The sequence below is a fragment of the Achromobacter sp. GQ309 genome (genome assembly GCF_059759315.1).
On sequence record NZ_JCAXDP010000003.1, the window covers coordinates 195,636 to 221,116 of the forward strand.

At 63.4% G+C, this 25,481-nt stretch carries 21 protein-coding genes and 2 tRNA genes; 16 read left to right on the forward strand and 7 right to left on the reverse strand.

The genetic code is table 11. The features are described 5' to 3' along the window. Window positions 1-28 precede the first annotated feature (28 nt). From AC6CIE_RS10315 to AC6CIE_RS10330, 4 genes are all read right to left on the reverse strand, one after another. Complete coding sequence (locus AC6CIE_RS10315; RefSeq protein ID WP_239216225.1) at window positions 29-571, reverse strand: PIN domain-containing protein; 543 nt, start codon at window positions 569-571, stop codon at window positions 29-31. 175 nt (window positions 572-746) lie between these two features. Further along, complete coding sequence (locus AC6CIE_RS10320; protein ID WP_175123102.1) at window positions 747-1,487, reverse strand: SOS response-associated peptidase; 741 nt, start codon at window positions 1,485-1,487, stop codon at window positions 747-749. A 181-nt stretch (window positions 1,488-1,668) separates the two neighbouring features. After that, window positions 1,669-1,875 carry a sulfatase gene (locus tag AC6CIE_RS10325; protein WP_286935996.1) on the reverse strand — a complete coding sequence of 69 codons (207 nt, stop codon included), beginning with the start codon at window positions 1,873-1,875 and terminating at the stop codon, window positions 1,669-1,671. 1 nt (window position 1,876) lies between these two features. Further along, entirely contained in the window at window positions 1,877-2,635 is a 759-nt protein-coding gene (locus AC6CIE_RS10330) for a GAF domain-containing protein (RefSeq protein ID WP_498092193.1), read from the reverse strand. Window positions 2,636-3,380: 745 nt separating this feature from the next. On the opposite strand from AC6CIE_RS10330, the gene AC6CIE_RS10335 reads away from it, so the two are divergent. From AC6CIE_RS10335 to AC6CIE_RS10350, 4 genes are all read left to right on the forward strand, one after another. Then, on the forward strand, window positions 3,381-4,295 hold the full coding sequence (locus AC6CIE_RS10335) for a LysR family transcriptional regulator (protein WP_175123100.1): 915 nt from the start codon (window positions 3,381-3,383) through the stop codon (window positions 4,293-4,295). Window positions 4,296-4,464: 169 nt separating this feature from the next. Next, a complete protein-coding gene (locus AC6CIE_RS10340; protein WP_175123099.1) occupies window positions 4,465-5,673 on the forward strand; it encodes a CaiB/BaiF CoA transferase family protein in 1,209 nt (402 codons plus the stop codon). 75 nt (window positions 5,674-5,748) lie between these two features. After that, window positions 5,749-6,708, forward strand: coding sequence for a Bug family tripartite tricarboxylate transporter substrate binding protein (locus tag AC6CIE_RS10345; RefSeq protein ID WP_175123098.1), 960 nt, complete (start codon window positions 5,749-5,751; stop codon window positions 6,706-6,708). 14 nt (window positions 6,709-6,722) lie between these two features. Next, window positions 6,723-7,643 carry a hydroxymethylglutaryl-CoA lyase gene (locus AC6CIE_RS10350; RefSeq protein WP_175123097.1) on the forward strand — a complete coding sequence of 307 codons (921 nt, stop codon included), beginning with the start codon at window positions 6,723-6,725 and terminating at the stop codon, window positions 7,641-7,643. Window position 7,644: 1 nt separating this feature from the next. On the opposite strand, the gene AC6CIE_RS10355 is transcribed toward AC6CIE_RS10350, so the two are convergent. Both AC6CIE_RS10355 and AC6CIE_RS10360 read right to left on the reverse strand, forming a co-directional pair. Then, window positions 7,645-8,082 carry a universal stress protein gene (locus tag AC6CIE_RS10355; protein ID WP_175123096.1) on the reverse strand — a complete coding sequence of 146 codons (438 nt, stop codon included), beginning with the start codon at window positions 8,080-8,082 and terminating at the stop codon, window positions 7,645-7,647. Window positions 8,083-8,242: 160 nt separating this feature from the next. Next, window positions 8,243-8,330: transfer RNA gene (locus AC6CIE_RS10360), tRNA-Ser, on the reverse strand. Window positions 8,331-8,485: 155 nt separating this feature from the next. Here AC6CIE_RS10360 and AC6CIE_RS10365 point away from each other — a divergent pair. From AC6CIE_RS10365 to AC6CIE_RS10395, 7 genes are all read left to right on the forward strand, one after another. Continuing rightward, window positions 8,486-9,463, forward strand: a complete 978-nt coding sequence (locus AC6CIE_RS10365; RefSeq protein WP_175123095.1) for an NAD(P)H-quinone oxidoreductase — start codon at window positions 8,486-8,488, stop codon at window positions 9,461-9,463. A gap of 160 nt (window positions 9,464-9,623) precedes the next feature. Next, complete coding sequence (gene tpiA / locus AC6CIE_RS10370) at window positions 9,624-10,370, forward strand: triose-phosphate isomerase (protein ID WP_056321524.1); 747 nt, start codon at window positions 9,624-9,626, stop codon at window positions 10,368-10,370. Between the two features lie 21 nt (window positions 10,371-10,391). Next, window positions 10,392-10,874: a preprotein translocase subunit SecG gene (secG, locus tag AC6CIE_RS10375; RefSeq protein ID WP_175123094.1), complete on the forward strand. Its 483-nt coding sequence runs from the start codon at window positions 10,392-10,394 to the stop codon at window positions 10,872-10,874. A gap of 77 nt (window positions 10,875-10,951) precedes the next feature. Beyond that, a complete protein-coding gene (locus AC6CIE_RS10380) occupies window positions 10,952-11,893 on the forward strand; it encodes a LysR substrate-binding domain-containing protein (protein ID WP_175123093.1) in 942 nt (313 codons plus the stop codon). A gap of 81 nt (window positions 11,894-11,974) precedes the next feature. Further along, window positions 11,975-13,363 carry a 2-oxoadipate dioxygenase/decarboxylase HglS gene (gene hglS / locus AC6CIE_RS10385; protein ID WP_175123092.1) on the forward strand — a complete coding sequence of 463 codons (1,389 nt, stop codon included), beginning with the start codon at window positions 11,975-11,977 and terminating at the stop codon, window positions 13,361-13,363. 127 nt (window positions 13,364-13,490) lie between these two features. Continuing rightward, a tRNA-Leu gene (locus AC6CIE_RS10390) sits at window positions 13,491-13,575 on the forward strand. A 430-nt stretch (window positions 13,576-14,005) separates the two neighbouring features. Next, window positions 14,006-14,752, forward strand: coding sequence for a YrbL family protein (locus AC6CIE_RS10395; RefSeq protein WP_239213126.1), 747 nt, complete (start codon window positions 14,006-14,008; stop codon window positions 14,750-14,752). Window positions 14,753-14,842: 90 nt separating this feature from the next. On the opposite strand, the gene AC6CIE_RS10400 is transcribed toward AC6CIE_RS10395, so the two are convergent. Next, window positions 14,843-15,100, reverse strand: a complete 258-nt coding sequence (locus tag AC6CIE_RS10400) for a hypothetical protein (protein WP_498092194.1) — start codon at window positions 15,098-15,100, stop codon at window positions 14,843-14,845. A gap of 128 nt (window positions 15,101-15,228) precedes the next feature. Here AC6CIE_RS10400 and AC6CIE_RS10405 point away from each other — a divergent pair, with 128 nt between their 5' ends. The 5 genes from AC6CIE_RS10405 to AC6CIE_RS10425 all read left to right on the forward strand — a co-directional run bounded on the left by AC6CIE_RS10405 (window position 15,229) and on the right by AC6CIE_RS10425 (window position 25,478). Continuing rightward, window positions 15,229-16,623, forward strand: coding sequence for an SrfA family protein (locus AC6CIE_RS10405; protein ID WP_175123090.1), 1,395 nt, complete (start codon window positions 15,229-15,231; stop codon window positions 16,621-16,623). Between the two features lie 3 nt (window positions 16,624-16,626). After that, window positions 16,627-19,803 carry a virulence factor SrfB gene (locus tag AC6CIE_RS10410; protein ID WP_498092195.1) on the forward strand — a complete coding sequence of 1,059 codons (3,177 nt, stop codon included), beginning with the start codon at window positions 16,627-16,629 and terminating at the stop codon, window positions 19,801-19,803. A gap of 18 nt (window positions 19,804-19,821) precedes the next feature. Then, the gene (locus AC6CIE_RS10415) at window positions 19,822-22,521 is read left to right on the forward strand and encodes a virulence factor SrfC family protein (RefSeq protein ID WP_498092196.1); all 2,700 of its coding nucleotides are present in this window, start codon (window positions 19,822-19,824) and stop codon (window positions 22,519-22,521) included. 3 nt (window positions 22,522-22,524) lie between these two features. After that, entirely contained in the window at window positions 22,525-23,517 is a 993-nt protein-coding gene (locus tag AC6CIE_RS10420) for a hypothetical protein (RefSeq protein WP_175123087.1), read from the forward strand. A 65-nt stretch (window positions 23,518-23,582) separates the two neighbouring features. Beyond that, window positions 23,583-25,478 (forward strand): vWA domain-containing protein, encoded by a 1,896-nt coding sequence (locus AC6CIE_RS10425; RefSeq protein WP_254594160.1) that lies wholly within the window; start codon window positions 23,583-23,585, stop codon window positions 25,476-25,478. The last annotated feature ends 3 nt before the right edge of the window (window positions 25,479-25,481 follow it).

Consider the following 25,481-nt stretch of genomic DNA (forward strand, 5'->3'; position numbering starts at 1 on the left):
ATTGCCGCCGCTTTCATCGCCAAGCGGTCTATTGACGCGCCACCAGGTTCTTCAGACCGTACAGCCGTTCGCGATGCAGGGTCGCAGTCAGCGGCTCCGGCTCGCGGCCCAGCGCGACGTAGTCGGCGGGAATCTGCGCAATCGCGTCCTGCATGTTTTCAGACCCCGCGTGCCACCACTGCACCAGCATCCGGTCCGGGTTGTAGACGTCCAGCCCCTGGCGTCGCAGCTCGGATCGATTGAAATCCTTCAGGTTCCACGTCAGCACCTGCACGGTCGGCGTCTGAGGCAGCCCGCAGCGCGCGCGCCGCGCCAACCCGGCCGCAATCACGTGGAAATCCTTGGGGTCGCTGTAGCGCAGCGACGCTTCATAGACCTGCGTGTCCGATTCCATGGCCGCCGGAAACCGCGCGTTCATGTCTGCCCAGAATTCCGCCATCACCTCCGGCGGAATGTCCCAGATGCGGCAGGCGTTGCGGCGCCATTCCTCGCCGATGCGTTCGGTCCATACGGGCTGGAACACGCCGGCCTCGGCCAGGCGCAGCAACAGGCGGCGCAGGATGCCGGACATGAGGACGCACGCGTCCAGGACGATGAACGGGGGAGAGGCGGGGAGGGAGGTCAAGATCGGTTCGGTCGCTGGCCCGGGCAACGCGCACGAATGGTGCGGCGATGGTCGCCGGGCGGGCGGGAAATATGAGGCGAGGCAGAAGAATAGTGGTTTTTTCTGTGGTCTGCCGAGCGGGTTATCTGTTCAGGAGGTCGTCCGGCACCAGAAGGTTTCGGTCGTCGGGACCCTGTTGGGTACCGCTGAGGAAAGGTCGGGCCATCGGGGTGGCCGTCAGCATGTCTGCCGGAAACGGAACCAGCATCTCGCGGCTGTGGGCGGCCGATGCGGTCAGCCAATCGCCATAGGCGCCTTCCGGCAGGATGACCACCATGCGCTTTTCCGTGTTGGGCTGGTGATAGCGGCTGAACAGGGGATCGTGGTCGGCGTTGATGGTGAGCATGGTGTAGCTCTCCTGCCATTGCCCCGCCGCATCGCGATAACGGTCCCACAAGCCCGCGATGCCCAATGGCTTGCCGTCGGCGCGGGTGAAACGGGTGGCCACGGCCTTGCCGGACGTCCAGTCCGGCTCGAAGATCGCGTCGGCGGGAATGATGCAGTGCTGCGCGCGGCGCCAGGCGTTGCCGAACGTGTACGAGCCCGCGGCGGTCTCCGCGCGGGCATTGAAGGTAGACAGCTTGCCTGCCCGTTCCAGGCCGCCTGAACGCGTCATGGCGCTGATCAGTCCCCAGCGGCCCGCCGCGGCCTCACGATCAGGAACGGCATCGTCGCCGGCGTCATGCTCAGGCGGACGCCGCACGAACACCCCTTCGTAGCGGGGCCACATGTCGTACTTGCCGATGGCGGCGGGTCTGGTGCGCACGCCGAATTTCTGCAGCAGCAGTTCGGCGTCCTTGAGCGTCTGGTAGTGCGAACACATGCACGGGCTCCCGGAATGACGGGGGAGGCGCACGGTGGCGCCTCCGGGGTATCCAAGCTTGCCGTGTGGGCGTGCGATTTGTCCAGCGTGAGGGGACTGCGAGAAGGCGTGGCGAGCAGGGCGCTCATGCGGCGCGGGGCGACAGATGCTGAAAAGGAAGCTCGAGAGCTTCCTTTTTTCATTATGCGGCGACCATCTTCTTGATCGGTGCCGGAGGTCCGGGTTCTTCCCGGGCGCCTTGTGTTATGCCGCTGCTACCGCTGGTGATGGCGCGCAAACCGGAGTCCGTGAGGGTGAGCTGTCGTACCGTGATCTTGGCATCCGGTTTCGAGATGACCGTTGCCTCTTTTACGAAAGTCCAACGTGAGCGCGGGGTGGCAGTTGTCATGTCAATACCTTTTCGTGACGAAATCGCTGATGGCTTCGCAGCCGGCGCCAACTATTTCCATTACATCGTCACGGGCGAACAATGCACGGTCACTTGAATCGAAGTAGATCACGCCCACTGCATGCTGTCGAGAAGCGTCCAGGACAGGAATGGCTAATGCGGAATATCGCCCCGGCGTGAGTCTGCGAGCTTGTGCCGTAGTGTACCCCCAGGCATCAACGAGCTCATCTCTCAATTGTTCGTCCGTCGCGGTTTCGCTCGACATATCAAATGGGGTCTTATTGCGGATGGCTTTGCCGGTGATGCCCGCGTTCACCGGAAACGTTCGGCCAACCCCTTCGCCGCTTCCGCCTGCATAGTTGATGATCTGCTCGATCTCAGTCGGATCGTTGACAGGTGGGACGACTCGATGAAAGGTTGTCCGCAAGTCCGACCCGCATTCTCGGGTGGCGCATTGCTTGGCGAGCATATGGTGTACGGTGGACACCGCAGCATACAGCCCTTCGTGGACGGCGGCGGGGCTGTCTTTGGTATCCTCCCCTCGAGCTACGCTGACGCGAACCATGAGGGCGGCAATAAGCCAAACGAACGCAAGAGCGGCGCAACCGAAAAGGAAGTAATCAGGCTTTGGCTCATGCCACAGCTTTATCGCCGCAATGCCGGCCGCGAATATAGGCGGCACGTTATACAGGAGTTCACGCGGCCAGCGCTTCTCGAGCAGCCGTCGCTTTTTGGCGCCGGGGATTTCTTTCAGGCGCATAGGGTTCCCTCCTGTTCGGACCCGTCGGGTGGCAGGTGACCGATTCTGCGAGGTAAGTCTAGCTTGGCTGTTATCGCGGTAGCCAAGGCTCAACAAAAATCAGACAGAGTCGCGCATAACGCTTGCCGAGCATTGGTGCCAGTGGGCATGCGAAACAATCATGAACAGTTTCGGGAGGCGCGTGGCGTTGCGGCCCCTGACGGGCACAGCGAACGCCAAGGAAGGCGGCGCAGAAATGGCGTCCTGCCTTGGATCGTGATGCAGAGGGGTGGTGCCCGAGACCGGAATCGAACCGGTACGGCCGCGAGGCCGAGGGATTTTCTTACCACTTCGGCTTTCGCCGCCAGCACAGGCTTGCTGTTCGTGGTCTGGAGCACGCCTTCACCATAGCCCTTTCGGCCTTAGGTGCCCGCCGTCTGCTCTCTACACCTTCCCCGATATGTCATCGGGGCTTGGCTCGGCGTTAGCGCGGAACGGGTCCAGGGCCTTCGCCGAGTTTGACGGGCTTCACCTTTGGAGTTTCCTCCAGAGGGCTCAAATTTGTTCAAGTCCCTTGTGTCTACCAATTTCACCACTCGGGCGATGCGCGTCCCGCGAGGGGCCGGCAGCGGGCGAGACTATACCACCTTGGCAGCGGGGATATTGGCGGCGCGCGCTGGTGACGGGTAATCGCGACAGGAACTGGACCGGCGGGCGGGTAAACCCCGATCCCTGCGCGGCGGGACTACGGACGACACTTTGCGCCATGAAGCCCAGCCCGCCCGCCCCGCCGTCCCGCGACATCGACCCCGTTTCCCTGCGCCTGTTCCTGGCCGCGCTGGAGGAAGGCAGCCTTGCGCGCGCCGCCGCCCGCGAGAACATCGTGCCGTCGGCCGTCAGCAAGCGCATGTCGGAAATGGAAGACGCGTTTGGCGTGCCGCTGCTCGAGCGCGGCGTGAAGGGCGTGCAGCCGACGCCGGCCGGCGATGCGCTGGCCGCGCACGTGCGCCGCGTGCTGGAGGATATGGACCGCATGCAGCGCGACATGGCGGGATTTGCAACCGGGGTGCGCGGGCATATCCGGCTGGCCGTCAGTTTTGCCGCCTTGTCGGGCGACCTGCCGGCGCAGATCCAGTCCTTCCGGCGCGCGAATCCGCAAATCGATATCTCGCTGGAAGAGGACACCACGCAGACGGCGTTTCGCGCCGTGCTGGAAGGGCGGGCGGACGTGGCGGCCGGTTCCGACTTCGGACACGAAGGCCTGCAGGTGTTTCCCTTTGGCCATTGCGAACTGGCGGCGGTGGTGCCGGGCCGGCATCTGCTGGCTGACCGCGAGACGCTCGGTTATGCACAGCTGCTGCCGTTCGAGCAGATCGAGCTGAACCGCGATAACGGCATCAGCAGCGTATTCGATCAGGCGGCGCGCGAGGCGGGTATGACGCGCCGCATCAGCGCGCGTGTCAGTTCGCACGAGACCATTTGTCTGCTGGTGTCGCGCGGAATGGGCGTGGCGGTGGTGCCGCATTATCTGAAGCCGCGACTGGCGCACCTGGACATTCGCTTCATTCCGCTGGAAGGGCCGTGGTCGAGCACGCCGCTGTGCATTGCGGTGCGGGATCCGGAAGCGCTGTCGCCGGCTGCGCGCGCGCTGCTTGCGCATCTGGGCGTGCTGGGGGATTGACGCCCTCAGGGCTAACCCGGACGTTCCGAAACGAGAATGCCCCCGTGCTGAAAGACCGCTACCCGCCGGTGCCGCCCGCCCGCGATGATGCAGACATGCCGGCGCGGCGGACAAGTTTCCGAGGCTGACGCCGCGCTCCCATCGAACAGGCTGGCAAGAGGAACCGCAGATGACAGCAGCACCGGCTTCACCCTTCATGGACAGCACCGAACTGCCGCTGCGCGGCATCAAGGTCCTGGAACTGTCTCACATGATCATGGGGCCGGCCGCCGGCCTGTCGCTGGCGGACCTGGGCGCGGACGTCATCAAGGTCGAACCGATCGACGGCGACCGCACGCGGCGCTTGAAGGGATCCGGCAGCGGCTATTTTCCGGTCTTCAACCGCAATAAGCAGAGTCTTGCGATCGACCTGAAGTCGCCGGAAGGCCAGGAGGTGGTGCGCAAGCTGGCGCTGCAGACCGACATGATCGTGGAGAACTTCCGCGACGGCAGCCTGGCGCAGTACGGACTCGATTACGAATCGCTGTCGGCTGAGAACCCGGGGCTGATCTATGTGTCGCTCAAGGGCTTTCTGTCCGGTCCCTACAAGCACCGCACCGCGCTGGACGAGGTGGTGCAGATGATGGGCGGGCTGGCGTACATCAATGGCGGGGCGGACACGCCGCAGCGGGTGGCGGCGTCGGTCAACGACATCCTGGGCGGCACGTTCGGCGTGGTGGGCGCGTTGGCCGCGCTGCACGACCGCCACGCCACCGGCCGCGGGCGCCATGTACGGTCCGGCCTCTTTGAAAACAATCTGCTGCTGGTTGCACAGTTCATCGCGCAGTTCCAATTGACGGGCACGGCACCCAAGCCGATGGGCGCCGAGCGCAAGCCGCCATGGGGCGTGTACGACGTCTTCGAAACCGCCGATGGCCGCGTGTTCGTCGCAGTGGTGGGCGATGCGCAATGGCGCAACTTCGCGCAGAAATTCCTGCCGCCCGAATGGGCCGCGGATCCGCGCCTGGCGACCGCCATCGACCGCGAGGCCGCACGGTCGTGGCTGGTGCCGGGCGTCGGTGAAATCCTGAAAACCTGGAAAACCGACGAACTGTGCGCCGCGCTGGAGGAAGCCAATCTGTCGTATGGCCCGATCCGCCAACCGCACGATTTGCTTGATGACGCGCATCTGAACGCGGGTGGCGCGCTGCTGCCGACCCGGCTGCCGGACGGCGGCGAGATCTCGGCCGCCGCGCTGCCCATCGAGTTCGATGGCCGCAAGGCGGGCAAGCGGTTCGATCCGCCCACCCAAGGCGCGCAGACGCACGCCATTCTTCAAGGCCTGGGCCTGGATGCCGCGCGCATCGACGCCTTGCGCACGGCGGGAGTGATTGCATGACGCCAGGGCGTTAGCGCCCGATTTCTGTCGAGGCGGCGTCAGACCGCCAAGACATCCATCAAAGAGGAGACACCCATGATCCGCAAACTCGTTGCGCTGGCTGCGCTGGCCGTCGCATGTACCGCCACTGCGCAGGACTATCCGAACAAGCCCATCCGCATCATCATCCCGTCCACGCCGGGCGGCGGCACCGACTACATCGGCCGCCTGATGAGCACCAAGCTGCACGAGCTGAACGGCTGGGCGGTCGTGCCCGAGAACAAGCCCGGCGCCGGCACCGCGCTGGGCTTGGCCGAAGCGGCGCGCTCGCCCGCGCAGGGCTATGACCTGGTGATCGGCCAGTCCGACAATGTCACGCTGATTCCGCTGCTGATGAAAGTCGCCTACGACCCGGTCAAGGATCTGACGCCGGTAGCGCTGGTGGCCACGACGCCGATGGTGCTGCTGGTGGCGGAGGCCTCGCCCTACAAGACGCTGCCTCAGGTGATCGAAGCGGCCAAGAAGGCGCCCAACCAGATTTCGTACGGCACGTCGGGCACCGGCGGGGGCGTGCACATCGCAATGGAAATGCTGCAGCACGAAGCCGGCTTCAAGATGCAGCACGTGCCGTACAAGGGTTCCGCGCCGGCGCTGGCCGACCTGATGGGCGGGCATCTGCAGTTCGCGGGCTCGTCGATCTCGTCGGCGGCCACGCTGATCAAGTCGGGCAAGGTGCGCGCGCTGGCGGTGACCTCGCCCAAGCGCAACCCGGCCTTGCCGGACGTGCCGACCGTGGCGGAGCTGGGATACAAGGACTTCAGCGTGGTGACCTACTACGGCGTGCTGGCCCCGGCCAAGACGCCCGACGCCATCGTCACGCGGCTGAACAGCGACTTCAACAAGCTGCTGGCGCGCCAGGATGTGAAGGACGCGCTGGCGGCGCAGGGACTCGAGACCGACCCCGTATCCAGTGCCCAGTTCGCCGCGCTGATCCAGTCGGACATCGGCAAGGCGCAGCAGACCATCAAGAGCGCCGGCATCGTCATTCAGCAATAGACACGGGAACGTATATGAACCAGGAAGTCAGGCTTTGCGAGGTCGGGCCGCGCGACGGGTTGCAGATGGCCAAGGGCATGATGCCGGGCGCCGACAAGCTGCGCTGGATCCGGCAACTGGCTGATGCCGGGCTGCGCGAGATCGAAGTGGGCAGCTTCGTGTCGCCGCGACTCGTGCCGCAGATGGCGGACACGGGCGACATCCTGCCCGAAGTGCTGAAGATCGACGGGCTGACGGTGTGCGCGCTGGCGTGCAATCTGAAGGGTGCCATCGCCGCCTACGAGGCCGGTGCGCACGTGCTGGCGTTTCCCGTGTCGGTCAGCGACACGCACAGCCGCGCCAATGTGGGCAAGGGAACCGACGCGCAGGTCGACATGCTGGCCGCCATCGTCGACTGGGTGCGTTCGCAGGCGCGGCCGATGCGAATCGACGCCGCCGTCGCCACCGCGTTCGGGTGTTCGATGGAAGGCGAGGTGCCGGTGCGGCGGGTGGCCGAGGTCGCGGCCGCGGTGGCGCGCGTGGGCGCCGATGAAATCGCGCTGGCCGATACCGTGGGCTATGCGCATCCCGGGCGCGTGCGCGAGGCGGTGCGTGCCGCGCAGGATGCCGTGGGCGCGCGACTGACCAAGCTGCATCTGCACGACACAATGGGATTGGGTCTGGCGAATGCGCTGGCGGGGCTGGACGAAGGCATCCGCGCCTTCGATTCCTGCCTGGGCGGGCTGGGCGGTTGCCCGTTTGCGCCGGGGGCGTCGGGCAACATCGTCACTGAAGACCTGGTGTTCATGCTGGAAAGCATGGGGTATCGCACGGGCGTTGACCTGCCCCGCCTGCTTGCGGCACGGCCACTGCTGGCCGAATCATTGCCGCAGGAAACCCTGCGCAGCGGCGTGGCCGCCGCCGGCATTCCCGGGACCTACGCGGCCACCGCTTAGGTCAGCGATACACCAGGACGGGCAGGGTGGTGTGCGCCAGCACCTTCTGCGTCTGGCTGCCCAGCAGCAGCGCGGCCATGCCCCCACGGCCGTGCGAAGACATGGCAATCAGGTCGCAGTTGCGCGTCATGGCCACGTCGACGATCACCTGATAAGGCGAGTCGCTCTCGCGCATTTCCGTGACGCAGGCCACGCCGGCGGTGCTGGCCTTGCCGGCGGCTTCGGACAGATACGAGCTGGCCAGCTCGCGCGCCTGGTTTTCGTAGATGCCGCGCATGCCTTCAAGCTGCACGGATTCCATGGAGGGCATCTCGAACGGGCTGTAAACGGTCAGGACCGTGACGCTGGCGTCCAACGCACGCGCAAGCGCAAGGGCTTGTTCCAGGCCGGAATTGGCCAGGCTGGATCCGTCGATGGGGATGAGTATGTGCTTGTACATGGCAACCTCCAGAAGGAATCTGCGTCCATGGTACGCCCGTTGGGGACGGCCCGTTTGGGACGGCCCGTTTGGGACGGCCTGTGGAGGACGGCCTGTGGAGGACGGCCTGTGGAGGACGGCCTGTGGAGGACGGCCCATTTGGGACGGTTGCCTCTGAATCTGGCGGAAGCGGTGAGATTCGAACTCACGAACGGTTGCCCGTTGCCGGTTTTCAAGACCGGTGCAATCGACCACTCTGCCACGCTTCCGGGGTGTTGCCAGTACTGCCGGCGATTTTGCCTGCCGGATTGCCCGCAGTGCCGCCAGTCTATTGCGGCCGCCAGGCAAACATTCTGCCCGAACGGAATCACGATATGCCGCAAAGGGCGCAATAATAATCCATTTGCTGCAAAGGAGGCACGCGATGCACGCTGTTGAAATCACCCGCCCCGGTGGCCCCGAAGTCCTCGTCCCCGTGGAACGCCCCACGCCCGAGGCCGGCGCCGGCGAAGTTCTGATCAAAGTGACCGCTGCGGGCATCAACCGCCCCGACGTGTTCCAGCGCAAGGGCAACTACGCCCCGCCGCGCGGCGCATCCGACCTGCCGGGTTTGGAAGTGGCCGGTGAAATCGTCGGCGGCGACGTGGCCGGCAGCGGCTTTGCCGTGGGCGACAAGGTCTGCGCCCTGGTCGCGGGCGGCGGCTATGCCGAATACTGCGTCGCGCCTGTGGCGCAATGCCTGCCGATTCCCAAAGGCCTGTCCGACATCGAGGCCGCCGGCCTGCCGGAAACCTATTTCACCGTGTGGAGCAACGTGTTCGACCGCGGCCGCCTGTCCGAAGGCGAGGCGCTGCTGGTCCATGGCGGCGCCAGCGGCATCGGCACCACGGCCATCCAGTTGGCCCGTGCGATGGGTCACAAGGTCTACGCGACGGTCGGTAGCGACGATCGCGCCCGTGCCGTCGAGGCGCTGGGCGCCGACAAGGGCATCAACTACAAGACGCAGGACTTCGTGAAGGAAGTGCTGGACGCCACCGGCGGACGCGGCGTCGACGTGATCCTGGACATGGTGGCCGGCGATTACATCGCCCGCGACATGCAGTGCCTGGCCGATGATGGCCGTATCGTCATCATCGCGCAGCTTGGAGGCTCGCACGCCAATGTGGATACCGCCCAGGTCATGCGCCGTCGCCTGACCATCACCGGCTCCACCCTGCGGCCCCGTCCGGTCGCCTTCAAGGGGGCCATCGCCCGCGCTCTGCGCGAGCAGGCCTGGCCGCTGCTGGAAAAAGGGGCCATCAAGCCCATCGTCCACGCCACGTTCCCGCTGGCCGAGGCCTCCAAGGCGCACGCCATGATGGAAGGCGGGGAAAACATCGGCAAAATCATCCTGACTATGTAAGAAACGCGCGGCGTTCGGCGTATCGCCGCGCAACAGGATACAATCTCGGGTTTCGCCTGGAATTTTTTCCAGGCAGGCCCGTGGGCGGTTGCTGCACAAGTCCCCTGTATCAGGACCTGCAGGCTCACCCCCTCACTCCCAATCGTCAGACAAATTCGCCATGACTTCAGTCGAAAACCGCGCCCGCCTCGTGCTGGGCAACTGGAAGATGCACGGCAACCTTGCCGAGAACGCCGCGTTGCTGACCGAGCTTCGTGCCGCGGATGCGGCGGGCCACTGCGAAATCGGCATCTGTGTTCCGTTTCCCTACCTGGCGCAGGCTGCTTCGGCCCTGACCGGCAGCAGCGTGTCCTGGGGCGCGCAAGACGTCAGCGCGCATGACAAGGGCGCGTACACGGGTGAAGTTTCCGGTTCGATGCTGAAGGAATTCGGTTGCCGCTGGGCGCTGGCCGGCCACTCCGAGCGCCGCGTCCTGCACGGCGAAACCGACGAGATCGTGGCCGCCAAGGCCCAGGCCGCACTGGCCGCCGGCCTGACCCCCGTGGTCTGCGTCGGGGAATCCCTGGCCGACCGCGAAGCCGGCAACACGCTGGCCGTGATCGAACGGCAGCTCAAGCCCGTGCTGGCGTTGGGCGCCGATGCGGTTTCCCGCATGGTTCTCGCCTATGAGCCCGTCTGGGCCATCGGCACGGGCCGCACCGCTTCGCCGGAGCAAGCCCAGGAAGTCCACGGCGCCATCCGCGCCGCCCTGCGCGCGCTCGGCGCTGCACAGGTCCAGGTGTTGTACGGCGGCAGCGTCAAAGCCGCCAACGCCTCCAGTTTGTTCGCCATGACTGATATCGACGGAGCCCTGGTCGGCGGCGCGTCGCTCGTGGCCGAAGAGTTTTTGCGAATTGCCGCCATCTAAGTTTCCGTTCCGGAGTCTGTAATGCCCCTGATGCTCAAAATTCTGCTGGCCGTCCAAGTGATCTCGGCGCTGGCTATCATCGTCCTGGTCCTGCTTCAGCAGGGCAAAGGCGCCGACATGGGCTCCGCTTTCGGTAGCGGCTCGTCGGGCAGCCTGTTCGGCGCCACCGGTGCGGCCAACTTCCTGTCGCGCGCCACCAAGTGGGCCGCGGTCGTGTTCTTTGCCTCCACCGCTGGTCTGGCCTACTTCAGCCACAAGGGCACCGCTGGCCCCGCTGTGGATTCCGGCGTGATGCAAAGCTTCCCGGCCGACCGTTCGGTCCCGCAAGCGCCGGGTTCCTCGGTGCCGGCCACGCCGGGCGCATCGTCCGTCCCGGGCGCATCGTCCGTGCCCGCCACGCCGGCGCCCGCCCAGCCCGACGCCTCCGTGCCGACGGCTCCGGCTGCCCCGGCCGCCCCGGCTGGCGACAAGCCGGCGGCCGCGCCCGCCGCCCCGGCAAAGTAAGGCACAGCAGCAGAAAGGCCGGCGTAAGCCGGCTTTTTTTATGCTTGCCGCATTGAAGCGACCTGCCTGGAAAAGCCATGGAAAAGCGATTGATGCCGTCGATGATGGCGCTGCAGTGTTTCGAGGCGGTGGCGCGGCACATGAGCTTCACGCGCGCGGCCGAGGAACTGCACATGACGCAGAGCGCGATCAGCAAGCAGATCGCGCAACTGGAGGCCCTGCTGCGCAACCCGCTGTTCCTGCGCGTGCGCCGCCGGCTGCAACTGACGCCCGCGGGCGCGCTGTACCAGTCCGAGGTCAGGGCAATTCTGAATCAGATCGACGTGGCTTCGCGCGACATTCTGACCTATGGCAGCGAGACTCAGGTGCTCACCATCGGCACCCAGCCCACCTTCGGGTCTCGCTGGCTGATCCCGCGGCTGCAGCGCTTCATGGCTGCGCATCCGGAAATCCAGTTGAAGGTGCGCAGCGAAACCCATCCGTTCGATCTGATGCAGGCCAAGATCGACATATCGCTTTTCTTCGGCCATGGCGCGCTGCCCGGCGCGCAGTGCGTGGAACTCTTCGAGGCTGACGTCGTGCCGGTGTGCTCGCCCGCCATCCTGCACGGCGGCAAGCTGGCCAGCCTTGCCGACCTGAGCCGGCAGACGCTGATCCAGTGCGCCTCCCGCCCGGAGGCCTGGCACGACTACTTTTCCCATCAGCAATTCCAGTCCGACCGCAGCTATCTCGGACCGCGCTTTGACACCTTCTACATGTGCGTGCGCGCGGCCGAGGGGGGTTGCGGCATCGCGCTCACGCCGCGCCTTCTGGCCGAAGAAGAATTGCAGGCCGGCAAGCTGGTCGTTCCCTGGGATTACGTGCAGCCCAGCGATGGCGCGTACTTCGTGGCGTATTCCGAGCACTCGGCCGAGGTGCCGAAGATCAAGCAGTTCGTGGCATGGGTGCGAGACGAAGCCCGCCAGCCGGACGGCCGGGGCGCGCCGCGCGCCCGGTCCATGAAAAAACGGACTGATTAGGCCGAATTTTTTCATTTGATCGGCGCGGGGCGGCGTGATTACATGCGGGCCATCCTTTTCCACCGATGTGCCGAGCCCGTCATGAGTCAGAACTACGTCAATCCCGATCAGATCCGCGCCTGGTTTTCGCGCGCCATGTCCGACATGTACAAGCAGGAAGTCCCGCTGTACGACACGCTGCTGGACCTGGTGGCGCAGGTGAACGCCCGGACGATGGACGAGCAGCCGGAACTGGCCGCGCATCTGGCGCGCACCGGCGAGATCGAGCGCCTGGACATCGAACGCCATGGCGCCATCCGCGTCGGTACGCCGGAAGAACTGGCCAACATGCGCCGCGTGTTTGCCGTGATGGGCATGCTGCCCGTCGGCTACTACGACCTGTCGCCCGCCGGCGTGCCGGTGCATTCGACGGCTTTCCGCGCCACGCATGAAGCGGCCCTGCAGGCCAGCCCGTTCCGCGTCTTCACCTCGCTGCTGCGCCTGGAGCTGATCGACGACGTGGCCCTGCGCGAAAAGGCCGCCCGCATCCTGGCCGCCCGGCAGATCTTCACGGACCGCGTTCTGGCGCTGACCGCCAGCTGTGAGGCGCAAGGTGGCCTGAATGAGGCCGACGCCCGGGAATTCGTGGCCGAGGCGCTGCACACTTTCCGCTGGCACAGCGAGTCCACGGTCAGCCTGGCCGACTACCGCGAATTGCATGGCCAGCATCGCCTGATCGCCGACGTGGTGGCATTCAAGGGGCCGCACATCAACCACCTGACCCCGCGCACGCTGGACATCGACGAAGCGCAGGCCGAGATGCCGCGCCGCGGCGTGTCGGCCAAGGCCGTCATCGAAGGCCCGCCGCCGCGAAAGTGCCCGATCCTGCTGCGCCAGACCAGCTTCAAGGCGCTGGAGGAACCGGTGCGCTTCGCCGGCGCGGATGGCTCCAGCGCGGTGGGCAGCCACACCGCCCGCTTCGGCGAGATCGAGCAGCGCGGTGTGGCGCTGACCCGCAAGGGCCGCGCGCTGTACGACCAACTGCTGGACCTGGCCCGCAGCCGCATCAGCGGCGCGCCCAACGAGGGCAATGCGGCGGCTTACATGCAGAACCTGCAGGATTGCTTTGCGGCGTTTCCGGACGATTACGCGGCGCTGCACGACCAGGGGCTGGCGTACTTCCGCTATTTCCTGACCGGCAAGCCGGGCACGCCGGAAACCTCGGATCTGTCCGCCCTGATCGATGCGGGCTACGTCCAGTTTGAACCGCTGGTGTACGAAGACTTCCTGCCGGTCAGCGCAGCCGGCATCTTTCAGTCGAACCTGGGCGACAAGGCGCAGGCCGAATACGCGCAAAACGCCAGTCAGGCCGCGTTTGAAGCGGCGCTTGGCGCACCGGTGATGGACGAACTGGCGCTGTACGACGCCACGCAGGCGCGATCGCTCGCGGCGTGCCTGCAGGCGCTGGGCGTGGAGGCGGTGGCGGCCTGAAGTTGTCCGGGCTGAGTGGGCCGCAACCCGCCGCCTTGCAGATAAAGCGGGACGGCTTTCCCGCTTTCCAAATTACGTGATAGAATACTCGACTTTCCAGCAGGGTTCGCCTTGTTGGGTTGGTCAAGCCGACGTGGTGAAATTGGTAGACACGCTATCTTGAGGGGGTAGTGGCGAAAGCTGTGCGAGTTCGAGTCTCGCCGTCGGCACCAAGAAATTCCTCGCAATGAACCCGCATTTTTCTTTTGGAGGATGCGGGTTTTTTGTTTGTGGGTCCCTTCGGTGGATGGTCCCTTCCATGGTGGGTCCGCAAGCTAACTGTGGCTATCCCCGGATCCGCTGGAAAACAGATTTCCAGATAGCGGAACAAAGGACAGAAGGGCCTCGGATCCCCCGTGAACCGGCCATCTCAGGGGAAACCCCATCCGGTCGCGTATCGCCGCTGCGCTTGTGCCGTCGCCGCCTCGCGACTAACATGTCGCAAGCCAACTATCAAGCCAACATTGCAATCTGTCGCTCGTGCCCCGAGATTGCGCAAAATTCTTCAATGCTTTCCTGCACCTTCGAATCCCCGAGCCGACATCGGCATGACCGACCGCATCCTCATGCCGGGGCTTTCCGGCATTTGCCGAGGCCGCGTCCGTGCTGAACGTGTCGGTCCGGCAAAAGACCGCCCATCCGAAGACGACACCCTGGAAGGGCCTGCAAGTCATTCCGCGGCGGGCGCTCGCCCCGTCGGAATCGGCCAGTCCGTTCGAGGTCCTGGATTTGAAGCCGCTGAACATCGCCGCGGCGGGCAGCGAGCGGGACGTGTATCTGCATCCGGCCGACAACTCGTTGCTGATCAAGATCGTCAATGGCGTGCGCCGCAGCCAGGCCGACCGCAAACGTCCCTGGTACAAGCGTTTCCGGCGTGATGCCTCGCATCGCGTGTTCATCATGGAAGCCGTTGAATACATCGCCACCACGGCCCAGCAAGGCGCGCGGGGAGGCAATGTGCTGATGGCGCGCATCTTCGGTTTGGTGTTGACCTCGAAGGGCTTGGGCCAGGTGGTCGAGCGCATCGTCGACGCGCATGGCAACCTGGCGCCCACGCTGAAGGAAGTCGTGGCGCGGCACGGGTTCTCGCCGGAACTGCGCTATCGCGTGCACGAATTCATCATGGCGCTGATCGACGCGCACGTGGTGTTCAACGATGTCAGCGCCAGCAACATCGTCGTGGGTTTCAATGCCGAAGGGCGCGAAGGCCTATATCTGGTGGACGGGTACGGCTCCAAGCAGCTCATTCCCGTCTATTCATGGAGCAAGTCGCTGAACGGCCGGCGCATTCTGCGCCGTTACGACACGATGACCAAGAAGCTCCTGGCCGCTAGCGAACGCCGGCGCTAGGCGTTTACCTCGTTAGCCCAGATTTGACGCCTGTCCTTGGGGGCAGGCGTCCGCCGCTTTTGTCTCTAACGACTTGAAATTCTTCGCTGCCTATTCAACAGGGCAGGAAGTAAGAATTTCGGGCGCGAGTTTCTGGATATCGCTTCCTGATAGCGCCGGCAGCGCCTCCGCCTTGATGCTGCGCTTGATGACTTGTAGCGCACAGGTGCAATAGCCGGAGTTTCCGCTACTCGCCGCAACACAGTTCTTTTCGAAGTTGCGATCAAACTCAGATTGCCGCGAACAGCTTGTTAACATCGCAAGCGTCAGAAACATAAAAATACATTGAAGAAAATTTTTGTGACGCATTGTTAGTCTTATCCTTATAATTTCAAACTGTCCCGAATTAAAACACGGGGTCGTCCATGCCCGCGTGACGGAGATTGGGGGCTGTTCGTCCAGATTGTGGGCGATATAAAGCAGACAAGTAACAAAATATGCTAGGCGTTAAATTACGTAGCGAAAATATTGACCAGTTTGATGTGTTGGGCGAACGCGGACAGGCCATTCACCTTGTCGCCAGCCAAATCCTGACTGTGTTGAAAGGCAAGCGTCCCGATCTGCTCGCCAATTTCGCCGTGCCGCAGCCTAGCGAAAATGGCACTCGCATTGATTGGTACGCGCCTAATCCGGGAGCCGTGATCGCCTGGAACGCGGCGACCAAAACAGAGCAGTCGAGCGCATTGGCAAGGCTCGAATCGGTACGGGCTGGCGTGGCGCAGTTGCGGGAAACCGTGCAAGCGAAGGGGAGCAGCAACGATGCTGCCTTGCTGGGTCAACTGCTGAAATGGATCCTGCACCACCCGGATAACAGCTTTGTGTTCCTCGTGGACGGCCAGCCCGTCATCACGTTCTGGGGCTTCGTGCACAGCGGTGCGGATCGATCCCTCGATCCTCTTCACGCCTTGCGGCCATCCGCTTTCGCGGAATCGGTCCCGCAGGCGCCACTCCTGGAAACTGCAACCCGTCCCTCCTTGTCCTCGCCGGGGCTGCCTCAGGTTGGCGCGTCCTCACCTTGGTGGAAGCGGTGGTGGATATGGCCGCTCTTGCTTCTTGCATTGTTGGCTTTGTTGTTTGGTTTGCGTGCGTGCATGCCGGGTCTCGCGCCCAGCTCATCCTTGCCGGTCGACACGGCGCCGCGCGACGTTGGGGGGTCACAAACCCTTCCGGAGCTGCCTAAGCCGCCTGGTGTCACACATTGGACCGCGCCCGCAGCGAATGGCAATGGTGCAAGCAGTGGCTTGCCCGCCACTTCGGGCAGCGCTGTGTCGGGCGAGAAACTGCCTGTTCCCGGCCTGAATACTCCCGCTGAATCTGCATCTGCCCTTGCCGGAGCAGACCAAGTCGCGCCTGCGACGCCGCCTTTGGCCGCGAATGACGCCAATTCTTCCGCGCCGGGCGCCTCGGACAATTCCTCCGGCCAGCGCGATGTCGTGCCGCCGTCGCCGGCAGAAAACAAGGACGCCCTGCAGATTCCGGTTGACGCGGGCGAGGGCAATGCCGACTTCCTCAACGGTAACTGGCGCGCCGGCGCGGGAATTCAAGACCGCGATACCGGCCAGCCCCTGCGTCTGCTCTACCAGTTCAAGAACGGGGAAGGGAACGTCACCCTCAATCGTCACAACGGCGTGCAGTGCTCCGCGCCTGTCAGTGCCGCCATGAGCAAGGGCTCGTTGATGATCAACAACAGCGTCGAGGCACAGTGTAGCGATGGAGGCACCTACGAAATGCCCCAGATCCAGTGCCAGCCCGGCGCGACAAGTATCGCGTCGTGCGCCGGCCATTATGGGGACACTCGATTCCCCATCTCCATGCGTCGCGCCCAACCCTAATCGTTGAGAGAACCTGCCATGTTGCCCCCAGTTGATACCTACGACGCCGACAAAGATAACGTTGAGCTTTTCGGAAATACGGGCGTCCAGTTCCTCGACCTGGCGTGCGCCCTGCCTGATCTCAAACGAGAGCCGGAGGGTGAGTTCTGCATGCATCCATCTGGCAGGATGCCGATCAGGCTGTATGTGCCTGACGACGGCAAGCCAGGCTACGAAGACAGGCCGGGCAACTTCTTCGAGACGAGGGCCGCCTTTTCCCTGCCGCTACAGGAAAGCCTGGAGTTGTTTGACGGCTACTGGTTGCCTGCTCCTTTCTTTCGCTACAAATCAGACAGCCAATTCGATCGGGGTCCGAAGAACTGGGCGCGCCTGCGCTTCGTCAAGCTCGCTGAAGCTGACGCCAATGGCAATACGCACCGTCTAACCCTGGCGTTCGACACTCGCACGCGTGCGCGCGACGACGCCCGCGATTACATCGAGCCCTACGACGAAGACATGGAGACGGGCGCCTTGTTTCGTCTTGCCTTCAACCTCCACGAAATGCAGTGGTTCCTTGACGAACAGGAATGGGTCGTCAAGTGGCTTGAAAGTATCTTCCGCGAGCGCCGGGACGACCTCGAAAACCGGGAAATTGAAAAGGCGCTCGCAAAGAAAGAGCACATTGCCCACTACTTGAACCTGCTCAGCCTGATGCGCGAGGGCGCGCCCACCACACGCTCCAACAAGGAGCTGAAGGACAAGGTCAAGATCAAGTTGCCGCGCATCAAGGTGCTGAACATGGTTGCGCCCGGTAGCAATGGCCGCAAGGTGATTCGAGGGGGAAGCGTGCCGGTCGACCTGGTGCTGGACGTGGGCAATTCGCGCACCTGCGGCATCCTGATCGAGGAACACAAGCAGAACGACAACGGCTTGAACGACTACAGCTTCCTGACCTTGCGCGACATGACACGGCCGGAGCATGTCTACCATCATCCGTTCGAGTCGCGCGTTGAGTTCGCACCGGTCAGCTTCGGCAAGGATGACCTTTCTCTGCAAGGCGGACGCGACGACGCGTTTGTCTGGGTCTCGATGGCGCGGGTCGGCACCGAAGCGACGAACCTGGCCGCGCGCAAGGAAGGCACGGAAGGGTCCACCGGACTGTCCAGCCCCAAGCGTTACCTCTGGGATGCCGAGGATGCCTACGAGACTGGCTGGCGGCCCAATGCTTCAACGATCAAGGGCGAAGCGCCTGAATGGGCGACGCTCGGGCCTTTGAAGAACCTGATCGACGAGAAGGGCATTCCTTTGTATGGACCGTGCCCGCTTTACGAAGGCGAGGAAACTTCAGGCTTTCCCGCGTTTGAGGCCCACTACACGCGCAGTGCGTTGATGGGCTTCATGTTGAACGAAGTGTTCGCGCAGGCGGTGTCGCAGATCAATAGCTGGTTGTATCGTTCGCGCAAGAAAGATCGGACCCTGCCTCGCTTCCTGCGTGCCATCATCCTGACCGTCCCCCCCAGCATGCCGCAGGTGGAGCGTGGCATCTTCAAGCAGCACGCGCAACGCGCACTCAGCTTGCTCTGGAAGAGCATGGGCTGGCACACCGGCGATGGCGACCCCGTCGAGGACAGCGAGGATGAGAAGCACGACCTGTTCGTCATTCCCTTGCCCAAGATCGTCATCAAATGGGACGAAGCGACCTGCGGTCAATTGGTTTACCTGTACACGGAGGTCGTCACCAACTTCAACGGCTATGCCGAGGAGTTCTTCGATGCGATCGCGCGGCGCGAGAAGCCGGATCGTGAATGCATCACCGTGGCCTCCCTGGATATCGGCGGCGGCACGACCGACCTTGTCATCACCGACTACAAGCTGGACCGGGGCGCGCGGCAATCGGCCAACAGCTTCGTCCCGATCACCCCCACGCAGCGCTTTCGCGATGGCTTCAAGGTGGCGGGAGACGACATCGTCCTGGAGGTCATCCGCAAGTACGTGCTTCCCCAGCTGGAAACCGCGCTCAAGGAGGCGGGCGCCCGGGAAACGGCGAGCCTCATGGACATCCTGTGCGGAAGCACGGGCGACGACGAGCGCCAGCGCCTTCTGCGCCAGCAGCTCACGTTGCAGTGCCTCTATCCCTTGGCGCTCGTACTGCTCAAGGAGTACGAAGGCTATGACCCGGAGAAGCCGGCCGAGCGCAAGGAACAGACCATTGGCGATTGGCTGCACGATAAGCAGCCGCTTAGCAGTGCGGTGCGAGGATTCGTGGGCAAGGCGCTCAATGAAGCCGCCGGGCAGCCGGTCGAGTTTGACCTGGACGCGGTGGTCCTGACGTGCGACCCGCTCAAGATGCACTTTGACTTCCTGACCGACAACCTGGATATCTGCAATACCTTGCGGAACCTGTGCGAGATCGTCAATTACTTCGAGTGCGACGTGTTGTTGCTGACCGGCAGACCGTCTGTCCTGCCGGGCGTGCAGGCCGTGATCCGCAAGGCCGTGCCGTTGCCACCGGGGCGGCTGGTTTCCATGCACAACTACCGCACTGGCGACTGGTTCCCGTTCCGCAAGGCTGGATGTATCGACGATCCCAAGACGACGGCGTCGGTGGGGGCCATGGTGATCTGGTTGTGCGAGAACAATCGCATTCCGACCTTCAAGATCAACACCAGCACGCTACGGCCCAAACCGCTGATCCGCCACTTCGGCGAGATCGGCAACGACAACATGCTCAAGCACGGCAACGTGCTGTTTGCCGACATTCATACGCGGCAGTCCGATGACGGCAAGACGTCCATGGACCAAAGCATCGAGTTGCCCCTGGGGCCGGACGGCGACGTCATCCCGTTCAAGATGGAAAACACGGCGCGGCTGGGTTACCGGCAGCTCAAGGCGGAACGTTGGCCCGCGACGCCCATGTATGTCCTGGGCTTCGACCGGGAGTGGGAGCAGGAATACAAGCGCATGCAGGAAGCCAATCCGAACAGGAGCCATGCCTCGGGCCGCGTGTATTTCAAGGTCGCCAAGCCCACGGAGCAGGAGCGCAAGGCGGGCCTGATCAGCGACCGGCTGCTGGTTGCCAAGACCGCGCCTCTGACGGACGACGCGCGAGGCAAGCCGGAGGTGAGGCTGCAACTGAACACGCAGCTCCGGATCGGGAAGGCGAATTTCTACTGGCTGGATAGCGGTAGCGTGAAAGGTTGATTCAGGATTGATTGCGACATGAGCGAATCTCAGGAAAAAATTGCGAACCAATGGCGTGCGATTCATCGCGGCGCGGGCCGTGCAATTGCATGGATAGACGCCGTGCGCGGCAACTCCAAGCGGCTCGACGACAAGGCCGATGCCTTGATCCACGGGTTGCGCCGGACCAGCAACAAGGCGCGCAGTCTCGAGCGTGCGGCGGGTCACCCCATGGCCATCGGGTTCTTCGGCTTGTCCCAGGCGGGAAAGTCGTATCTGATTTCCACCCTGGCGGCGAGCGAAGACGGCCGCCTGGAAACGGAGTACGGCGGTCAACGCGTCGACTTCTTGACGTCGGTGAATCCTTCCGGCGGCGGTAGCGAGGCGACAGGACTGGTGACCAGGTTCACGCGGACCAAACCTGCCATCCAGGATGCGGCCTATCCCATCGAAGTGCGCCTCTTCCGGGAAATCGATCTCGCCAAAATTCTGGCCAACGCATGGTTCAAGGACTTCGACCAAGGAAAGGTCGAATACAAGATCAATGGCAATGGCATCAAGTCCATCCTTGAGCGGTTCGCCGATCGGGTATCGCATGAGCCTCAGCCCGGCGTAAGCGCTGACGACGTCGTGTCCCTGTGGGACTATGTGTCCGATTCGTTCGGCAACCACGTCCAAGCGCTGGAAGGCGACCTTAAAAGCGGCTATTGGCCGCAGGCCGTCGCTCTGGCGCCTCGGTTGTCTCCCGCCGACCGCGCGGAGTTCTTCTCTCTGTTGTGGGGCGAGGAAAGGGAGCTGACGAAGGTTTACGCGCAAATGGCCGAAAGCCTTCGCGCCATCGGCAATGCCGACGTCGCGCATATTCCGCTCGATGCCGTGCAGGATCACAGCGACGGTCCTCCCAGCATCATGAACGTCACGATGCTGGACCAGATCGGCGGCGGCGACGGCGCAACCATCAAAGTGCGCGCGGTGAAGGGGGGGGCATTGGGCGAGCCGGTCAGCATTCGGCGCTCGAATCTGGCTGCCCTGACGACGGAGCTGGTTTTTCCGCTGGTGAACCCGCCGCGGGAACGCAGCCTGGAAACGGTCGACCTGCTGGATTTTCCCGGCTACCGGGGCCGATACGACAAGGCCCGTTTGAGCGAAATTCCGAACAATCCGGTAGGCGAGCTGCTGCGTCGTGGCAAGGTGGCCTACCTGTTCGAGCTGTACACCGAAAATCAGGAAATGAACGGCCTGGTGCTTTGCACGCCAGCGCACAAGCAGCCCGAAACGAGCGCGGTAGTGCCCGTGCTCGATCGGTGGGTCAGGCGAACGCAAGGCGATTCGGGCCGTGATCGCGCCGAAAAGTCGGGCTTGTTGTGGGCCGTGACCATGTTCAACGCTCGCGTCACGGACATGCTGCAGAAGGAAGACAAGTGGCACCAGGAGTGGAAGGGCTTGAACGACATTGCGTTCAAGATCTATGAAAGCCTCGACTTCATGCGTGACTGGAAGGGCGGAAAGCCGTTCAGCAACACGTTCCTCGTGCGCACGCCTTCCTACTCGGACTTCACGACCAAAGACGGCCATCGGGAAGTCGCCGTGTCTCCTGAGAAGCGGGATGCACTGAGCCGGATGCGTGAGAGCTTCATCAACGCCGATGCGCTGCGCAGCAGGTTCCCGCAGGCGGGCGAGGCGTGGGACGCCATGATGCAGCTTGACGACGGCGGCATGGGACGCATGGCAGGCGCCATCGCGCAGATCAGCGACATCGGGTTCAAGCTCGATCGGCTGCGTTCCCAGGTCGAGGACGCGCACCACACGATCGCCGATGTTGGCGTGGGCCTGTTTTACCGTGAAGGCAGCGATGTCGAAGCGGCACGAAAGAAAAAGCGGGAACTGGCTGACAAGGTCGCGCCCGTCTTGCGTGGCATCGCCGAGAACCCCAAGGCCTATTTCATCCTGTCGGAATTGATGCACGCCCTGGAGATTCCGAGCGAAGCACTCCGCAACCTGTATCTGAACGGCGCGGACGTGCCGCAGGCGCGGCAGGTTCAGGCCGAGGCGAAAGCGGCGCCCGCGAGCACGGGAGACGATCTGTTTGCCAGCCTGCTGGACAGCGGCAGTGGTGGCGGCGATGATGCGCCAGCCAGCGCCGCTGCGGATGTGCTCGTTGATACCTACGAACACTGGTTCGCCGATTCGGCGTTCAAGCTGTGGCTCAACCATCTGAGCGAGATTCCCGCCCGAACGCGCCAGCACGCGATGCTCAAGAACATTCCGCAGGATGTTCTGGAGATTGTCGTCGAAGAGCTGCGCAACGCCGCCTATCGGGACAATGCCATCGGCCATAACCTGCCCAAGCAGATGCTGCTCAGCCTGCTCGCGCGCTCGGACAGCGCTTCCAAGCGCGATCAGATGGTCATGAGCCAGGTGCTGCGCGTGCAAATGGTGCTGCGCGACTTCATTGCGTGGCTGGGTTACCCCGGCATGAACGACGACGACAAGCCTGCCAGCGCGTCGGTGGCCAACGGCAAGGTCTTTGCAAAGACCACATCGCTTGACGCCGCCACCGGCCTGCCCGACCTGCCCGAGAAGAACGAAATGGGTAAGGGGCGCGAGTTCTTGAAGGACTGGGTTGCTTGCTTGACCGACATGATCGTCAAGAACGCAGGCTACACGGCCGGGCAGGAAATCAGCGATGAACAGAACGAGGCGCTGGGCGCCATCATTGCGGACATCAGGAAAGGTTGATAAATGGCTGTTTTTATTTCTTTGAATCCGCTGCCGAGCCGGCGCGCGGGTTACGCCGAACTGCAGATCGAAGGATGGAGCGGCGACGCCGTCGAAGTCGAGCTGAGCGTCCGGCGCAACTCATCGCCGGCGCACCTGGATGCACAAGGGACGTGGGGCGGCGAACAACAGTGGCTGCGCTTTGGCCATGGTCAGGCGCGAGACGGCCGGCTGGTGATCGAGATCGGCCCTGCGATCGTGGACGCGATGCTTGAGGCCAAGCGCAATTCCCAGTTCCAGATCGAAACGCGCAAACCTGACGGTAGCGTGGCGCGCTATCCGGTACGTCCCATTCCGAATGATGTAACGCCGTCGACCGCGGCGGGCGAAGCGCCCGCGCAGGCCGAAGTTGTCAATGTCGCGGCCGCCCCGCAGCCAACGCCGTCCGAGCCGGTCGTCCTGCCGCCCACAGTCGAGCCAGCCGAGCCGATGGGCCAGCCTGAACCTGCGCCGCCCGAAGCGCGTAAATCCAAGCCGGTGGTTGCCATCGTCGCTGCCGTGCTGGCGCTTCTGGTGGCGGCCGGTCTGGCCGTCTGGTTCTTCCTCAAGAAGGGCGACATGCCCGCGCCAGCGCCGAAGGCGGACGTTCCGGCGGCCGCGCCGGCCGCTTCTGCAGCCGCTTGCTCGAAAGACAGCTTGGGTACTGCATCCGAAATGGTCTTCGTGCAGGACTGCGTGCGGGACGTCAAGGATCCCGTCGCGATGTTGTCGATCATTCAGGCCGCGCGGGACGCTGGCAAGTGCTCGATCGCCCAGCGGCTCTATGCGAATCGCGCGCAGGCCGGTGACGCTCAGATAGCCCTGGCTTATGCAGGGGAGTATGACCCCGCGAGCTACAAGGAAAACGCCTGCTTCAAGGCGGATGCCGCGACCGCTGCGTACTGGTACCAAGCGGTGCTGGAAAAGGATAAGGACAACGCGCAAGCGCAAGCGCGCCTCAAGGAGCTGCCGAAATGAGGAAGATCTTTCTGGCGATCGGCCTGATCGGCATGTCCTTCGCGGTACACGCCGCACCGCCGCTGTTGCAGGAAGGCAAGAAGACGCTTTACCAGCGCGTGCTGACCACGCCAGGTTGCCAGCTGCACGAGACCCCCGACGGAAAACCCGGTGCGGTCCAAGCCACCTTCAGCCGTTTCTACGTTTATGCGGATCAGGAAGTTGGAGGCAAACGCTGGGCGCAAGTGGGACCAGATTCATTTGGCAAGACGCTGGGCTGGCTTGACCGAGCCTGCACGGTGGACTGGAAGATGCAGATGTCGCTGGCCTTCACCAACCCCGCTGGCCGGGATCGAACCTTGTTCTTCAAGGACCGCTCGGCACTCGATTCGGTGCTCAACGCAATCGACCCTGTCGAGAAGATCGCTCCCGCGCGACAGCAACTCAAAACGTCGGGCAAGGCTCCGGGCGTGGTGGCGCAGGAGCCTGAGCTGTTCGTCGATATGACCAAGAACTTCTATCTGCTGCCCATTCTTGGCGGCGAAGAGGTGATGACGGAACAGAACATGCGCGTGCGCGTGCTGAACGTGGCGTCCGTCAGTGCGGCGGACCCCGGGGCCGCGGCCAATGGGAGCCCGGACCAATCGACCGAGCAGGAACGCACGAAGCAGATCAAGGAATTCAGTTCGGCGGTGGTCTTTGTCATCGATTCCACTATTTCCATGGATCCGTACATTGAGCGAACGCGCGAGGCGATTCGCAAGGTCTATGCAAAGGTCGAGGCCGAGAAACTGGGCGACAAGGTCAAGTTCGGCCTGGTGGCCTTCCGCTCCAGCACCAAGGCCGTGCCGGGTCTGGAGTACGTGAGCAAGATCTACGCGGATCCGAACAATATCAAGGACGGCGCGGATTTCATGGCCAAGGTGGCCGAATTGAGGCAGGCCAAGGTCTCCAGCAGCCTGTTTGATGAAGATTCGTACGCAGGTGTCATGGACGCCATCAACAGCATCGATTGGCGTCCGTATGGCGCGCGATATGTCGTCCTGATCACCGACGCCGGCGCGATCGATGGCGGCGACAAGTTGTCCTCCACGGGCATGAGCGCCAGCCAAGTCCGCCTGGAGGCGGCCAAGCCTGGCGTTGCCATCTACACGCTGCACCTGAAGACGCCTTCGGGTTCCAAGAACCACGCAGCTGCCGAGGCGCAGTATCGCAACCTGTCGACGTACGGCAACAGCAACTTGTCCCTGTACTACCCGGTGAATGCGGGAGATGTGAACGAATTCGGCAAGAAGGTGGATGCCTTGTCGGAGGCGATTACGCAGCAGGTGAAGTCGGCCTATCAAGGCGAGGATGCTGTCGGCAGCGCCGCCAACGCCACGGACCCGGGCAAGAAGCCGGCCAACGCTGACGAAAAGATGCTGCAGGATGCGGATCTTATTGGCAATGCGATGAAGCTGGCTTATCTCGGTGAACGCATCGGCGCCAAGGCCCCTCCGGTGTTCGAGGCATGGATCAGCGATCGCGATCTGATCAAGCAGACCGTACCGACGACCGACGTGCGCGTGTTGTTGACGAAAGGGCAATTGAGCGACCTGAACGACATCATGAAGACGATCGTGGACGCGGCGAATCAGGGCTTGATTTCGCCGACCGACATGTTCAACCAATTGCGCAATGTCGCTGCCACGATGGGCGCGGATCCCAATCAATTGCAGAAGTCCGACAAGAAGCTGGCGGAAATGGGATTCATGGCGGAGTACCTGGAGGGACTGCCCTACCAGAGCGAGGTCCTGAATCTTGACGAGGCGACCTGGAAGAGCTGGGACGGCTTGGCCCAAGAAAAGTTCATCCGCAATTTGTCCATCAAGCTTCGGCACTACCAGGTCTACAACGCCGATGTCGATCGCTGGGTATCGCTTGCGCCAGACAGTGATCCACGTGATTTCGTCTACCCGGTGCCTCTGGAAATGATGCCCTGAGCG